The 15139-nt window shown below is 45.3% G+C and carries 15 protein-coding genes and 2 pseudogenes; 7 read left to right on the top strand and 10 right to left on the bottom strand.

From position 1 onward, the window contains the following. Nucleotides 1-54 precede the first annotated feature (54 nt). The 3 genes and pseudogenes from HMPREF3034_RS07035 to HMPREF3034_RS07025 form a co-directional block, all read right to left on the bottom strand. On the bottom strand, nucleotides 55-1272 hold the full coding sequence (locus HMPREF3034_RS07035; RefSeq protein ID WP_036900995.1) for an IS4 family transposase: 1218 nt from the start codon (nucleotides 1270-1272) through the stop codon (nucleotides 55-57). A 110-nt stretch (nucleotides 1273-1382) separates the two neighbouring features. Beyond that, nucleotides 1383-2054: pseudogene (locus tag HMPREF3034_RS07030) on the bottom strand (permease); the annotation flags it as partial. A 24-nt stretch (nucleotides 2055-2078) separates the two neighbouring features. Further along, the gene (locus tag HMPREF3034_RS07025; protein WP_082721725.1) at nucleotides 2079-2534 is read right to left on the bottom strand and encodes an arsenate reductase ArsC; all 456 of its coding nucleotides are present in this window, start codon (nucleotides 2532-2534) and stop codon (nucleotides 2079-2081) included. Between the two features lie 248 nt (nucleotides 2535-2782). Here HMPREF3034_RS07025 and HMPREF3034_RS07020 point away from each other — a divergent pair. The 3 genes and pseudogenes from HMPREF3034_RS07020 to HMPREF3034_RS07010 form a co-directional block, all read left to right on the top strand. Then, nucleotides 2783-3181: pseudogene (locus tag HMPREF3034_RS07020) on the top strand (1-deoxy-D-xylulose-5-phosphate synthase N-terminal domain-containing protein); the annotation flags it as partial. Between the two features lie 8 nt (nucleotides 3182-3189). Then, nucleotides 3190-3537 carry a DUF488 domain-containing protein gene (locus HMPREF3034_RS07015; protein ID WP_369793919.1) on the top strand — a complete coding sequence of 116 codons (348 nt, stop codon included), beginning with the start codon at nucleotides 3190-3192 and terminating at the stop codon, nucleotides 3535-3537. 110 nt (nucleotides 3538-3647) lie between these two features. Continuing rightward, complete coding sequence (locus HMPREF3034_RS07010) at nucleotides 3648-4454, top strand: ABC transporter ATP-binding protein (RefSeq protein WP_036896760.1); 807 nt, start codon at nucleotides 3648-3650, stop codon at nucleotides 4452-4454. Here the strand turns inward: HMPREF3034_RS07010 and HMPREF3034_RS07005 are convergent. The 3 genes from HMPREF3034_RS07005 to HMPREF3034_RS06995 all read right to left on the bottom strand — a co-directional run bounded on the left by HMPREF3034_RS07005 (nucleotide 4432) and on the right by HMPREF3034_RS06995 (nucleotide 6623). Next, a complete protein-coding gene (locus HMPREF3034_RS07005) occupies nucleotides 4432-5313 on the bottom strand; it encodes a PfkB family carbohydrate kinase (RefSeq protein ID WP_036896758.1) in 882 nt (293 codons plus the stop codon). The genes HMPREF3034_RS07010 and HMPREF3034_RS07005 overlap by 23 nt on opposite strands. A 63-nt stretch (nucleotides 5314-5376) precedes the next feature. Continuing rightward, nucleotides 5377-5910 (bottom strand): hemerythrin domain-containing protein, encoded by a 534-nt coding sequence (locus tag HMPREF3034_RS07000; RefSeq protein ID WP_036896757.1) that lies wholly within the window; start codon nucleotides 5908-5910, stop codon nucleotides 5377-5379. A 218-nt stretch (nucleotides 5911-6128) separates the two neighbouring features. Continuing rightward, nucleotides 6129-6623 (bottom strand): pyridoxamine 5'-phosphate oxidase family protein, encoded by a 495-nt coding sequence (locus HMPREF3034_RS06995; RefSeq protein ID WP_062434317.1) that lies wholly within the window; start codon nucleotides 6621-6623, stop codon nucleotides 6129-6131. A gap of 241 nt (nucleotides 6624-6864) precedes the next feature. Here HMPREF3034_RS06995 and HMPREF3034_RS06990 point away from each other — a divergent pair, with 241 nt between their 5' ends. Continuing rightward, nucleotides 6865-7332, top strand: coding sequence for a nucleoside deaminase (locus HMPREF3034_RS06990; protein ID WP_036896754.1), 468 nt, complete (start codon nucleotides 6865-6867; stop codon nucleotides 7330-7332). Nucleotides 7333-7336: 4 nt separating this feature from the next. On the opposite strand, the gene HMPREF3034_RS06985 is transcribed toward HMPREF3034_RS06990, so the two are convergent. Continuing rightward, nucleotides 7337-8035: an HAD family hydrolase gene (locus tag HMPREF3034_RS06985; protein ID WP_036896751.1), complete on the bottom strand. Its 699-nt coding sequence runs from the start codon at nucleotides 8033-8035 to the stop codon at nucleotides 7337-7339. A gap of 42 nt (nucleotides 8036-8077) precedes the next feature. Between HMPREF3034_RS06985 and tsaA the strand changes: the two genes are divergently transcribed. Further along, nucleotides 8078-8737, top strand: coding sequence for a tRNA (N6-threonylcarbamoyladenosine(37)-N6)-methyltransferase TrmO (gene tsaA, locus HMPREF3034_RS06980; protein ID WP_062434314.1), 660 nt, complete (start codon nucleotides 8078-8080; stop codon nucleotides 8735-8737). A 462-nt stretch (nucleotides 8738-9199) separates the two neighbouring features. Continuing rightward, on the top strand, nucleotides 9200-9682 hold the full coding sequence (locus HMPREF3034_RS06975) for a ferritin (protein ID WP_036896749.1): 483 nt from the start codon (nucleotides 9200-9202) through the stop codon (nucleotides 9680-9682). Between the two features lie 65 nt (nucleotides 9683-9747). On the opposite strand, the gene HMPREF3034_RS06970 is transcribed toward HMPREF3034_RS06975, so the two are convergent. Further along, nucleotides 9748-10503, bottom strand: coding sequence for an outer membrane beta-barrel protein (locus HMPREF3034_RS06970; RefSeq protein ID WP_052052809.1), 756 nt, complete (start codon nucleotides 10501-10503; stop codon nucleotides 9748-9750). Between the two features lie 155 nt (nucleotides 10504-10658). Here HMPREF3034_RS06970 and HMPREF3034_RS06965 point away from each other — a divergent pair, with 155 nt between their 5' ends. Further along, the gene (locus tag HMPREF3034_RS06965) at nucleotides 10659-12857 is read left to right on the top strand and encodes a sodium-translocating pyrophosphatase (RefSeq protein WP_062434329.1); all 2199 of its coding nucleotides are present in this window, start codon (nucleotides 10659-10661) and stop codon (nucleotides 12855-12857) included. A gap of 124 nt (nucleotides 12858-12981) precedes the next feature. Here HMPREF3034_RS06965 and rbr read toward each other — a convergent pair whose 3' ends face one another. Beyond that, a complete protein-coding gene (gene rbr, locus HMPREF3034_RS06960; protein ID WP_062434311.1) occupies nucleotides 12982-13635 on the bottom strand; it encodes a rubrerythrin in 654 nt (217 codons plus the stop codon). Between the two features lie 307 nt (nucleotides 13636-13942). Next, entirely contained in the window at nucleotides 13943-14959 is a 1017-nt protein-coding gene (locus tag HMPREF3034_RS06955) for an ABC transporter permease (RefSeq protein ID WP_082721724.1), read from the bottom strand. Nucleotides 14960-15139: the final 180 nt, after the last annotated feature.

Raw genomic sequence — 15139 nt, 5'->3', positions numbered from 1 at the left:
AAGAGGGGGTATCAATTTTGACACACCCTCATTCTTTTTTGAAATCCAAGCCCCCTAGTGAAATAAATCAAGTTCTTTTGGTGGTGAATTTGCCTTTTCAGCTATTATGATGAGTTCATCATTCTGTGGATTTTCCATAAATGATATAAAATCGGTATAATACATCAGTGTGAGCCTTAGCATGGTTACCAGCTGCGAGAAGGATACGTGTCTTTTTATCATTCTGGAGATAACGGTACAGAGCAGATTGGCAATGAGTACCACCCATGTCTGTATCTGTATGGCATTTACACTGTCACCATAGAAGAAATGCAGTGGGAAGTTCTGCTTGAGCTGCTTGTAAAGGGACTCAATAGCCCATCTGCGCTTGTAAATCTCCTCAAGGTCCTTCACATCAAGCTCAAGGTTATTGGTCAATAGGACAACTGACTTATGTGAGTTATTACTCCATAGTTCCACTCGTCTTGCCTCGTGCCTCATCTCTCCCTTCTCAAAGAGAATCTTCTTGTCAGTATGCATAACCAGCCCATCAGGACTTACATAGGTTACTGAGGATAGCTCCTTATACGTGAGATTCTTCTTCATCTTGGTCACATAGCATACTCCCTCCTCTGTAAGTCGCTGGAACTGTGCATAATCAACGTATGCCCTGTCCATGGTAAGGGTAGCATCCTTAGGAAGATGCACTTCTTTAAGTAGATAATGATCATGCGTGGCGGCAGAGGTAAGCTGTACGACCATGGGAACACCAACATGATACTTCATCACCGTATGAACCTTCATACCGCCTTTCTTCTTACCACTCTTGGGGTGTCTGCCTACTCCTTTGAGGATGTTGTCAAAAAGGGTAATCGTAGTTGAATCCATCATATACAGAAGTTTCTCCCATGTCTTCTGTTCACCTTTAGGGCGGCTGTCCGCTAAAAAAGAACCATAACGCTCTAAGAGGTACGCATAAACGCTTGCAAAGAACTCTTGTGGGCGACGCTTGTTGGCATCAGCAAGCGTACTACGACGGACGACATAGTCCATGCCAAGATGATGTAGTTTGTTTACTTCAGCCTTCATGCCAATCTCCACTTCCCGAAGAGAATCAAAGTGTTTGAGAACACCGAAGAGCATTATGACAAGGTGAGTCCACCCGTCAAGACGCTTCACATAAGCTTCACTTCGGGGTGTTTCAAGGCTAATTTGCTTGATTTGTTGCTTATCGAGTAATTTTATTACCTGATTATAGACCGGCTGTCCGATAAAATGTGTACTTTTGCCCATGTTATTGAAGTTTTGACCAAGAAAACAAAAGTAACAAAAAGGGCTGAAATCCAAATACGGATTTTAGCCCTTAACTTTTATATGTGGAAAAGGTTTACCGGACAGTAATATTCCGGAACATACCCATGCATGGCTGCCCCGATTCCAATTCCTACAAAAATATAGATGATGACACCTTTCACAATATTCCATGCTTCGCGGATGATAGATGGCATCCGCTGAACAAAAGTAACATGGTCGTGCTCCCATTCTTCTGTTTGGACAGTGGAATTCTGTTGGATATGCCTAACCCATTCGCTCAGATAGTTATCTAGATGTATCTTGTTAAGTATAAATCCTCCGACTACGCCAAGCAAGATACCACTCAATACATAAATTATTGTAATTCGGAAACCGAATGTTCCAAGAAACATAGCGACAGCGACCTCATTGACTAAGGGTGAAGTAATGAGGAAAGCCAACGTCACTCCCAATGGAATGCCGCCTTTCACAAAGCCGATGAAAAGAGGAATAGACGAACAAGAACAGAATGGAGTGATTGCACCAAAGACCGAAGCCAGAACATATTGCATACCATAAAGTTTATGGTTGACAAGGTAATTGCGCAATCTTTCTATCGGAAAATAAGCATTGACGATACCCATGATGATACTGATAAAGAAGAGTAACAATAAAATCTTCATCGTATCATAAAAGAAAAAATTGACTGCGATGCCCAATGAACTGTGGGAATCTAGTCCAATACAACGAAAGGAAAGCCAATCTGCAAAAGCCTGTAACATGTTTATATCGTATTGAATGGAATATTAGCCGTTACTACATATACATTTTGGCAAATCAGATGAAGTAATCTCTGTAAAATAGAACTTTGTGAATTCACGCTTAATCTCTTCGCGAACCCTAACAAATTCATTGTATATAAAATCCGGGGAGCCTGTCACCTTAGAGGGATCTTCAAAGCCTATATGCATTCGTTTGCCTACTTTACCTTGGAATATAGGGCAAGTCTCGTTAGCATGATCACATACCGTTATGACATAATCCCAACATTGGTCTAGATAACGTTCTACCGATGTGGGCGTATGGGTGCTGATATCAATACCTATCTCCTGCATCATAGATACCGCCATAGCATTAACATGGGCAGCAGGTTGTGTGCCTGCCGAACAGACTTCCAATGTTTTATCAAGCGATTGCAGGAAACCATGTGCCATTTGGCTACGACAACTGTTGCCTGTACATAATATTAGAATCCGTGACATCTTTTTTAATGAAAATAAGACTAAGTTAGGAATAATTGCATAAATTCCCCTTTCATCATTCCACAATCTCTTACTTACTTTCCTGCAAACCTTCGGCTTAAGCCCAATATCATTTGAATCAAGAAATCATTCTGTAATATTGGTACTTATAAATGTAATATTTATAGTATCATGCACGAGTCTTTTATTTACCTTTGCACCGTGAATCATCAGATTAAAAAAGCAAGATAAACAAACTATAACATCATATGTATATTGAAAAAATCAACAGTCCCAAGGATTTGAAGGGACTCTCTGTAGAACAACTCAACACTGTTGCCGATGAAATACGTGCCGGAATCTTGAACCGCGTGAGCCAGCACGGTGGTCATGTGGGCCCTAACTTGGGTTTCACAGAGGCTACTGTAGCGCTTCATTACGTATTCAACGCTCCCGAAGATAAAATTGTTTTTGATATTTCTCACCAGAGTTATCCGCACAAGATGCTCACCGGACGTGCCGAAGGGTTCTTGGATTCAAGCAAGATTGACAGCGTTTCTGGATTCAGCTCACCTATTGAATCGCCTGTATACGACAATTTTGAGATTGGACACACCTCAACTTCCGTATCATTGGCATCGGGTTTACAGAAAGCACGCGACATCATGATTAAATGATAAAAACCAAACGTATATACGACCCGGTAGCCGATACAGACGGATATCGGGTTCTCGTTGACCGGCTATGGCCACGCGGATTGAAGAAGGAAACAGCCCATATAGACTTATGGGAAAAAGAGATTGCGCCAACCAACGAATTGCGTAAGTGGTTCGGACACGCCCCTGAGAAGTTCGAAGAGTTTGCTCGTCGTTACCAAGAAGAACTACAAGCAAACCCTCGTTTTGCCGATTTTGAGACGATGATAAGGCAAGAGAGCGAGCAAGGAGACGTGACATTACTTTACAGTGCACACGATGAAGCCCACAATAATGCCGTTGTTTTGCTCAACATATTAAGTATTTGAGCTTTTATTTCTGATTGTCTTACGTTTCCACTACCTTTGTAGAAGTTAACCGGCACTCGGCAATTAGGAAGTTAACTTCCATTGCACTCATTTGCATTAACTTTGTAAATATGAACGAAACCATTACACTCTGTGGCTTAGCAATAGGTTATCGACAAGGCAACAATGTAAAAGAGGTGGCCAACAACTTGACGGCCGCGTTGCAGGCAGGCGAATTGACTTGCTTGCTTGGAGCTAATGGTGTCGGCAAATCGACCCTTTTGCGCACATTAGCAGGCTTCCAACCACCGTTAAAGGGCAGTATAGACATTTGTGGAAAGCCGTTGTCAAGTCTTTCCGATGCGGAACTGTCTCGGTTGGTCAGCGTAGTTCTCACGCAAAAAATGACTATCCAAAACATCACGGCACGCGAGATGGTAGAGATGGGACGTGCTCCTTACACAGGATTCTGGGGCAGATTGCACTCCGAAGACCGCCAAGCCGTAGACGAAGCACTCACTCTTGTAGGCATGAAGCACATGAGTGACCGTATGATACAGACACTGAGCGACGGCGAAAGGCAAAAGATCATGATTGCAAAGGCGCTAGCTCAACAGACACCTATTGTATTTTTAGACGAACCGACAGCCTTTCTCGACTTTCCAAGCAAGGTAGACATGATGCAACTGCTGCGTCGATTGGCCGCGCAACACAATAAAACGATATTCCTATCTACACACGATTTAGAACTAGCTTTGCAATTATCCGACCGCTTATGGTTATTGGATAGCGAGCGAAAACTACATATCGGCACCTCCGAACAGTTGGCCGAAAACGGCACTTTAAGCCGATATGTTGGGAAAAACGGCATCGAATTCGATGCCGAGACATTAGCGATACATCTTCAAAAAGACATTAGCGCCTCTCCGCACGAATAATTTCTTCGACTTCTTCTATCGTTCTATCGAACGGACCTGAATGCTCTAGCTTCAAAGTACACATGGCAGCGGCGAACTTTCCGGCCTCTAAACAGTCCAAACCTTGCGACCGACAATACAGATAACCGGCCGAATAAGTATCTCCACAACCCGTCGCGTCGACCACCTCTTGAGGTTTATAAGCAGGAATCTCATAGAACTTGCCGTCTGAATAAATCAACGAACCATAGCTTCCAAGTGTAATGACTACCTCATCGACACCCATTTCGTGCAACTGGATAGCCACCGTACGTGGGTTCTTCGAGTTGGATATGACTGTCATCTCGTGCTCGTTGAGTTTCAATATATCTGTGCAAGCCAGTATTTCTTCCTTATCTTTCCAGTCAACAGCATGCACATTCTCACCCCGAACTTCCCTCAAATAGCCCTGAACATCAATAGATATACGTCCTTTTGTGGATAGATATTTCACCGTTTCAGGCGAGAAGTCGTCGTCGAGAAGCGAACCTAAATGAAAGATTTTAGCCTCGATATCGTACATTTCAGCCACTGTGAATGGGTCAGCTTTAGCCAATACGCGTTGCGTTCGGTTGTTAGAGTTAGCCCCATATTTGTTTTCAAAGTACACGGTATGCTTACTTGGATGGCAAACCACCTCAATTCCGGCCTGTCTCATCTTCTCAACCTCGTCCATAGAACCCTCCCCTACCTTCGTCAAGAGTTGAAAGTCCACCTTTCGGGGAAGCTGATTAATACCGTAAGCAAAATAAAATGCCGTTCCACCGGCCATCTTTACAGTCTGCTTAGGAGTGATTATCTTATCACGAGTAATATGGCCTACGCAGCAAATATCTTTCATTTAGTGAATTGTTAAGGCTACAAAGATAAACTAATTTGCAGGCTTTTCAAAATAAAAAGACATTTATCTTCCAGCCATTTCCACTTGCATAGCCATCGGGAACAGCACCTCATTCTCCACTGTAGTGTGCTCTTCGAGGTGTTCACGAAACTCTTTCAACCCTCTCATTGCCTCCCGATAATCGTCATCGGTGCCCTCAGGAGCCGTATAATCGTTTGTCAATTGCGCTATACGGTTATGTCTTTCGGTCTCATCGGCATGTTCGGCCATCATCACAGAGATAGGTCCTTGCACCGAACCGCAATGGAACATCGGTGCTTGTTGGCCGTTACGATAAGACTCATACATCTCCATACAGAAAGGGAACAGTACATTTTCCTCTTTCTGTAGGTGCATATCAAGGTCTTCAAGGCTGTTTCTGAAGTGGTCGACAACCTTCTGTAAGTCGGGAGCATCAGCCTTATGAGCCAGTGCCACACGCTGTAACTGTTCTAGGAGTTCCGGTCCTTGCTCGCGAATACCGCGATGGTGAATCTTCAATACATAGTCGATGAGCAGGTCGAGTGGCCACTGTTCAAAATCCAAAATAGTCTTCATATCAATCTTTTTACCTTAAAATTACTATTTATAAGTTTCGCATGAATGCTCAAATTTGGAGTTATCCGGAAGTTAAACGTCTTAAAAACGTTGGAGTAATAAAGGAGTTAATAAACAAACGTCTGTTAACTTCAAGCCTCAAAGAGGATTTTACTCCCACTAACTTCTATCCATACACAAGTTCGCAAAACTTAAATTACCTGTTATTCTTTATCTTCTTAATCAGCAGTATGCACTTTCTTGCGTTTCCCACTGAACTCCGTGAAGTCCACACGGATAATCTCTGTGCGGTGAAAACTCTTGTGAGCATACTTATCTCCAATCTCTTTGAAGTCGGGCGATAGTTTATCTATAAGTAGATGTAAGGCCCTCATGCGCTCCTCTTCGTCCAATCCCACGTGGGCAATACCCGTCAACACCACGCTCTCATACTCTGTTGTAAACTGTCCGGACAACAGGTGTACACGCCCTACAAGACAAAACGACACCTTATTATGATTGTTGATGATACGTAATTTGCGACCTTCGGGCGCACAATGAATATAGATACTGTCGGCTCCATCCCATACATAGTTCACCGGAATACCGTAAGGTGTACTGTCGGCATCGGCCATTGACAACACACCGAACTCACTTGTACGCAGCAGTTCGATAGCTCTTTCCTTGTCCATGAGGCGGTCTTGTCGCCTGATAGTCTCGTTCACATATTTCATTATCACGTGGTTTTGAGGATTCTTCGGTAGCAAAAGTAGAAAGATTCAGACACTCCTAAAGGCACAAATGTTACCTTTTTAGAGTTAATGTTAGTTAAGATTATTAGGCCGATTAGCATGATAAGCCTAATAAGATTCCTATCTTTGTAGAAGAAAGGCTGCATTCGGCAATTTGAAAACAAGTTTTCATTGCTCCCATTTGCCTTTCTTTGGTAAAAAGTTACAATCAATATAACAAGCTATGAGCGATAAAGAATTGATGCGCAAGGCCATTGCCTTGTCGATAAATAGTGTAAAAAACGGTGGTGGACCCTTCGGTGCCGTCATCGCAAAAGATGGTGAAATCATTGCCGAAGCGTCCAATAGCGTCACCATTGACCACGATCCTACGGCGCATGCAGAGGTCAATGCCATCCGTCAAGCGACTGCCAAGCTGGGCACTTTCGACCTTACAGGCTGCGACATCTACACCAGTTGCGAACCATGTCCGATGTGCCTGGGAGCCATTTATTGGGCGCATATCGACCGAATCTTCTATGCCAACAACCGCAAAGACGCTGCCCGAATAGGCTTCGACGACGAGTTCATCTACCGCGAGATTTCTTTGGCACCACAATACCGCCAAAAAGCACTCATCAAACTGCTACCCGAAGAGGCTAGAGAAGCCTTCGAACTATGGCAACAGAGCGACAGCAAGACCGAGTATTAGCCGATTAGAGGATATTGAGCAGTTCACCGAACCGCTCAATCGTCCGCAGATTCTCATGTACAAAAGCCTCCATGTGCTCGTGTTGCCACGTCGCATGGAACGGTATATGCACCGCCTTGCCACCGATTTGGAGCACTGGAGCTATATCAGAGCGGAACGAATTGCCCACCATCACCAGTTCCTCGGTCTTCACACCTAGGTTTTCACAAAGCTGATGGTAGGCTTTCTCCGTCTTATCAGAGACGATAGCGACTTGGTCGAAATACGGTTCCAGCCCCGATCGGTGCAACTTCTTCTCTTGGTCTAGTAGCTCCCCTTTAGTGAATACAGCCATACGAAAACGCCCACAGGCTCGCAACCGAGCCAGCGTATCGGGCACCTCGGCCAACGGACGAGCATGAATATGCAGCAATTGGCGACCCAGTTGCAATATCTCGGCAATGATTTCGGCCTTTACTTGTCCCTCACTCACCTTCACGGCATTTTCTACCAACGACAGCATAAAGGCTTTCGCGCCATAGCCAAGGTCGTCCATATTGGCCGTTTCTACATCAAAGAGCGAAGCCGAAATAGCCTCTGCCCCACCATATTCGGCCAACAATTCACAATAACGACGCTCTACTTGGTCGAAATGCGACTGGCAATCCCACAGCGTATCGTCCGCATCGAAGGCGATAGCCCGTATGTTTTGTAATTTCTCCATGATTCAATTTCGTGCAAATATAACCAAAATCCGACATATAACATGATTCAAATAGCCACTTTCCATTCACCTTTTACATCGAAGTTCGGCATTCCCAAACAGAGCGGACTGGCTCCGTCGCTGCAAGGCACCATCGTCTTTACAACCGAATATCGAAATGCCGACTCGCTCAGAGGCATCGAAGAGTTTGACTATCTATGGCTCATTTGGGAGTTTTCGGCCAACCGTCAGCGTGCCAACAGTCCTGTTGTGCGACCTCCACTGCTCGGAGGAAACGTCAAGATGGGTGTGTTTGCCACGCGTAGTCCGTTCCGTCCGAATAACATCGGACTCTCCTGCGTACGTCTGTCACATGTGGAATGGAACACCACACAAGGCCCCGTAATTCATGTCGAAGGCGCTGACTTGATGGATGGAACACCTATTTACGACATCAAACCCTACGTAGTGTATGCCGACTGTCACCCCGATGCCCGCAGTGGATTCGTAGATCGGCAGCCCATCAAGCGACTCCGAGTAGAGAATATCGACCTATTAAAAGAGGTGTATAGCCCCGATGAACTGTCGGCCTTGCAAGCTTCGCTCGAACTCGACCCGCGTCCGCACTATCAAGAAGACCCCACCCGTATCTATGGCATGCCTTTCGGTGGCCGCGATGTACACTTCCGCGTAGCCGATGGAGTACTGACCGTGCTACCATAAATTATATGTGAGCACATATCTTAGCCTGCCTTGTCCCATAACTCATCCACTTATAGACTCACAAGCAAAAGAATTCATCCCACATCCAATACTCCCTCTCCTTGGGAAAGAGCCGGGGTGAGATTGCTGCAACCACTTCTCAGCATTACTGCCTAGCCCATGCAGCATTGCTGAAAAGCCCAAACAGCGATGCTGATACGCCCCTGCAATAACTTCTCCTCAACTCTATCCCAAAGAGAGGAAGATTGTATTGAGTTGACAAATAGACAAGTTTTGGGTGAGGAGTGATGAGTTAAGAGCAAGAAATTTAGAGTTTTAGATGAGCAACCTGCCTTTATGAATTCATAATGGCTTCTTTTCGACATGCAAATATAAAAATATTAAAATTCTATAGGAAACGACACAACGATAGATTCTTTTTCGTATATTTGCACCAAATAAATAATTAATACAATTACTATTATGATTTCAGAAACATTACAAGAAGCGCTAAACGGACAGATAGTAAACGAGATTTACTCTGCTAACTTATATCTTTCAATGTCGTTCTACATGGAGAAAGAGGGATTTGAGGGTTTTTCAACATGGATGAAAAAGCAATCGGCTGAAGAAATGGACCACGCTTACCAAATGGCTAACTACATTATCAAGCGTGGCGGAACAGCTACTGTAAACCAGATTGCTGCTGTTCGTCAGACATGGAACTCTCCTTTGGAGGCTTTCGAAGACGCTTATAAGCACGAATGCCATGTAAGCAAGTTCATCGATAACCTTTTGGATAAGGCTATTGCCGAAGGCGATAAGGCTACACAAGACTTCCTTTGGCAGTTTGTTCGCGAACAGGTGGAAGAGGAAGCTACTGCAAGTGGCATCGTAGACCGCATCAAGAAGATGGGCGAATCTGCTATCTTCGGTCTTGACCAACAGTACGGTGCACGCGTATAATTCACATACGATATACCAAGAGGGGCGATTTGATGAATTCATCAAATCGCCCCTCTCTCTTTTTACTATTTCGATGGCATCAACAAACCGAGTATCGCACCAAGCAAGGTCTGCATCGTTCCCTCGGAAACACTGCGCATAGGGAAGTCTACTTTCACTCCGATGTTGATGACTCCACGGCTGTTGTTGCTCTTCATGGGATACTCATGCCCCGTCACCGGACCCGATGTGTAGCGCATATTGCTGTTGGTATGTCCATAAAACTCCCAACGATAATCCCAACCCAGCGTGAGATTAACACTACTGACGAGTCGAATATCAACACCTATCTTCGGACTTAGACTGCCAATAGCGTGCTGAATATCGTATGTCATCACCCCGTCGCCATTCCAAGCTTGTGTAGCCGTGACCTTCTTCTCGCCCCTTTGGCGTGGCAGATTGAGAACATTGGTGTACAAATTAGCCCCTACATAAGGCTGAACAATCCATTTGGGAGCCAATGGATACCATTTGGCACCGACCTGAATACCTGCAACCCAGTTTTTCATGAGTCCGATACCGGTTGAAAGGTTGGTGTACAAACCCTGCTGTTCCATATAGATACCGCCCGTAAGAGCCCAGTGGCGATGCAAATAATAATCTACCGAAAGCGCAAACGTATTTGCCTTATTAGCATCAAGACTGCTGGCATCGTAGTTACAATCCATACTTGCCTGCCCCATAGAGGCCTCAATGCCCCATTGGCGCACCTCTCCTTGGGCGCATACCTGCGTCTGCCAACCAGCAAACAAGAATAAAATCAACGTGAATAATGACTTCATAGTTATACTTACTGTTTATTTTGGACGCAAAGTTAATCTTTTTTCAACATCCAGACTTGCTTTTCTTTTAAATTATGATTAAATTTGCGATAATAGTAGTCGATCGTTTGAAAACACAGGTTTTTACTATATAAACTTCTTAATACCTATATATGATGAATACGATTCCTATTATTTTCTGGCTGGTACCGGCAGCTTCGGTCATCGCACTGGCTATGGCTTGGAAGTTTTTCTGCGATATGATGAAAGAAAGCGAGGGCACTCCGCGCATGAAAGAGATTGCCGCGCATGTACGAAAAGGCGCCATGGCCTACCTGAAACAGCAATATCGCGTGGTCGGTATCGTCTTTGTGGTGTTGGCATTGGTATTTGCTTTCATGGCTTATGTGCTGAAAGTACAGAATCCGTGGGTTCCTTTTGCCTTCCTCACAGGTGGATTTTTCTCCGGATTATCGGGCTTTTTCGGCATGAAGACAGCCACCTATGCTTCTGCACGTACGGCCAATGCGGCTCGACAGGGACTGGATAGAGGCCTCAAGATAGCTTTCCGAAGTGGCGCTGTAATGGGATTGGTAGTCGTAGGATTAGGTTTGCTCGACATCACCTTGTGGTTTCTTATCCTCACAGCCATCTATTCGGGCAGTCATGCAGCCCTTATCACCATCACCACAACAATGCTGACATTCGGTATGGGAGCCTCCACGCAAGCCTTATTTGCCCGTGTGGGCGGTGGCATCTACACCAAAGCGGCCGATGTGGGAGCCGACCTTGTGGGTAAAGTAGAGGCAGATATTCCCGAAGACGACCCACGAAATCCGGCCACTATAGCCGATAATGTGGGCGATAATGTAGGCGATGTGGCTGGCATGGGAGCCGACTTGTACGAAAGTTATTGCGGCTCCATTCTGTCGACTGCCGCTCTTGGCGCTACAGCCTTTGCCATGAACGGCGACATGCAACTACGTGCTGTCATCGCACCCATGGTGATTGCGGCCGTCGGAATATTCCTTTCGCTCCTTGGTATCTACTTGGTGCATACACGAGAGGGGGCTACCATGCGCGAATTGTTGCATGCCTTAGGACGTGGAACCAACTCAGCTGCCATCTTGATAGCCGTTGCTTCCTTCGGTATATTATACGGTTTGCAACTCGATAATTGGCTAGGTGTGTCGTTCTCTGTAGTAACAGGACTTGCAGCAGGCGTCATTATAGGGCAGGCTACGGAATATTACACCTCACAAAGTTACCGTCCCACACGCAGTATAGCGGCTGCCTCGCAGACCGGTGCAGCCACCGTCATCATCAAAGGCATCGGTACAGGCATGATATCTACCTGTATTCCTGTCGTTACCATAGCCATTGCCATCATGCTAAGCTACCTTTGTGCCAACGGATTCAACCTATCAATGAGTGCCGAAAGTATTTCTCATGGACTTTATGGCATTGGCATCGCAGCCGTAGGTATGCTCTCTACACTCGGTATTACGCTGGCAACGGATGCTTACGGCCCCATTGCTGACAACGCAGGAGGTAATGCCGAGATGAGCGAATTGGGGCCTGAAATACGTAAACGCACCGATGCACTCGACGCATTGGGCAACACGACCGCTGCCACGGGTAAGGGATTTGCCATTGGGTCGGCCGCTCTTACCGCTCTGGCACTGCTTGCATCGTACGTAGAAGAGGTGAAGATAGCCATGTCCAGAGCCGTAGAGCATGGACAAACATTCGTCGATGCAACCGGAAAGGCGTTCAATCCATCGGCTGCCAACATGCCCGATTTCATGGAATTCTTCCAAGTCAACCTGATGAATCCACGTGTATTGGTGGGCGCCATGGTCGGTGCGATGGCGGCATTCCTATTCTGTGGACTCACCATGGGAGCTGTAGGACGAGCTGCCGGAGCTATGGTCGACGAGGTAAGACGCCAATTTCGCGAGATAAAAGGTATCCTTGAAGGGGTGTCAACACCCGACTATGAGCGGTGTGTAGAGATTTCTACACGCAGCGCCCAACGCGAAATGATACTCCCATCTGTGCTTGCCATCCTCATTCCTATCATCGTTGCGCTCGTCTTAGGAGTCTCCGGTGTACTCGGATTGCTGGTGGGTAGCTTGTCGGCAGGGTTCACCTTAGCCATCTTTATGGCCAATGCAGGCGGTTCATGGGACAATGCCAAGAAGCTGGTAGAGGAAGGTGAGTTCGGCGGAAAGGGCTCGCTATGTCACAAAGCCACCGTTGTGGGCGACACAGTGGGCGATCCTTTCAAGGATACATCGGGTCCCAGCCTCAACATTCTCATTAAGTTGATGTCGATGGTAAGCATCGTTATGGCCGGCATAGCGATTCTTTAAGAACAAATATCGGATGAGTCCGGCAGGTCAGACCATCCTGACAACTTACTAAAACAATAAGCCCGCGCTTCTCCAATCAACCGGAGAGCGCGGGCTTTCTTATTTTCTTAATACTCTAAGAAGTTTAGTAGTTGAGGGCTTCTATTTGGAAGAAGCTCTGTGGATGGTCACAACAAGGACATACAGCAGGTGCTTCCTTGCCGATAACGATGTGTCCACAGTTACGACATTGCCATATACTGTCACCGTCGCGAGAGAATACGACCTTGTCTTCGATGTTCTTCAAGAGCTTGCGATAGCGCTCCTCGTGATGCTTCTCAATAGCAGCTACCTTCTTAAACTTAGCAGCTATCTCTGGGAAACCTTCTTCCATAGCTTCCTTAGCCATTGTAACATACATGTCGGTCCACTCATAATTCTCACCTGTAGCAGCGTCTGTGAGGTTCACAGTAGTTGTTGGGATGTCGCCACCGTGCAAGAACTTGAACCACAATTTAGCATGTTCGCGCTCGTTACGAGCAGTCTCTTCAAAGAGAGCAGCAATCTGCTCGTATCCCTCTTTCTTTGCTTTTGATGCATAATAGAGATACTTTGTATGAGCCTGACTTTCTCCGGCGAAAGCTGTCTGTAGGTTCTTCTCGGTCTTAGTACCCTCTAATTTGATGTCAGCAACAGCCTTAAACTTGCTTGCTGGAGCATGACATACGGGGCATTGTTCAGGAGCTTCAGTTCCTTCAACAACCAAACCACATACAGTACAGATAAATTTCTTCTTCATAATGTTTTTGTTTTTATTTTTTGTATTGATGTATTCCTTGTCGCAATACGCTTAGATGGCGCTGCAATCATATTTCCTTATCCGCTCGAAGATGTACTTTTCATATTACATCCTATACGCTATGAATATGTAAGCAAAGATAAATAATAATAGAATACGAGTCAAATTAAATTGTAATTATTTCAATTTAAGCATCCAATAGAGATTCTTTCTAAATAAGAAACAATAAACTCATCACTCCTAACTCGTCACTTCTCATTCCAAACTCGTTAACTTGTCTACTCGTAAACTTATCAACTGCCCCCTTTTAAACATTCTTTCGATAACTAACCACAGCCCAACTACCCATCAACAGAGCAAAGATGGTGAGCGCCAAAAGTTGAGTAGTGATACCCGCAAAGCCTGCACCATGTACAAACACGGCTCTCATACCATCTATAAAATAATGTACGGGGATGACCGTAACCAACACTTGAGCCCAGTCGGGCATACTGCGAGTGGGCGTAAAGAGGCCGCTCAACAGAATCATACACACCAGTATAAACCACATCACGAGCATAGCTTGTTGCATGGTATCGCTATAGTTGGACACAATGAGCCCAATACAGCTGAAAATAATAGCTAACAACACTGCCAAAAGATAGATAAACAGTACATTACCGGCAGGCACTAAGCCATATAACAGCCACGATATGAGCAGACAAACGGTGAGTTCTAAGATGGCAATCAACCAAAAAGGAATGAGCTTAGCCAATATAAAGTCCATCTTACTAACAGGTGTTACGTTGATTTGTTCGATGGTTCCGACTTCCTTTTCACCTACAATATTAAGCGCAGGAACAAATCCACAAATCATAATCATAATCATTGCCATGAACGCCGGAATCATAAATACCTTGTAATCTTGATGTAGATTGTAGAGATTCTTGGTCACAATACCGCCTTGAACATTCGATTTACCGGGATATACAGGCAGATTTTGCATCACAATATTGGCCATATACGAGGCACCAAGACTACCCTTCGTGCCATTCACAGCATTGGCTGCAATGAGCACTTGAGGGACTTTTCCATGCTCAATGTCGCGTGCATAGGAGCGCGGAATGTTTACTATCACGTCGGCATGCCCCTTTTCTACATCCCGTAATGCTTCATCGTACGACGCAGATATACCTCTAAATGTGAAATAATTAGAAGCTTCCACACGATGGATAAGCCGTGCTGAAAGTTGCGAGTGGTCGTTATCGACGATACGGACAGCCACATCGCGCACCTCCATATTGGCAACCCATGGTATCACACACATGATAATGATGGGAAACATCACGATAAGTCGCGGCAGAAACGATCACCTTATCTTGATAAGAAAGAGCTGCCGGACGCTCCAACGTGAACTTCTTCTGCAAATATTTTAAGCGGCTGACGGGACAAACACCGCATGATTATCGCATAACACAATAACTTATCAACTCAAAAACTCATGAACTAACAAACTCAACCAATA

It is taken from the genome of Prevotella sp. DNF00663 (assembly GCF_001553265.1).
Classification (GTDB): Bacteria; Bacteroidota; Bacteroidia; order Bacteroidales; family Bacteroidaceae; genus Prevotella.
Note: the sequence above shows the minus strand (reverse complement) of the source record. Positions and strands in the feature narration are given on the sequence as shown.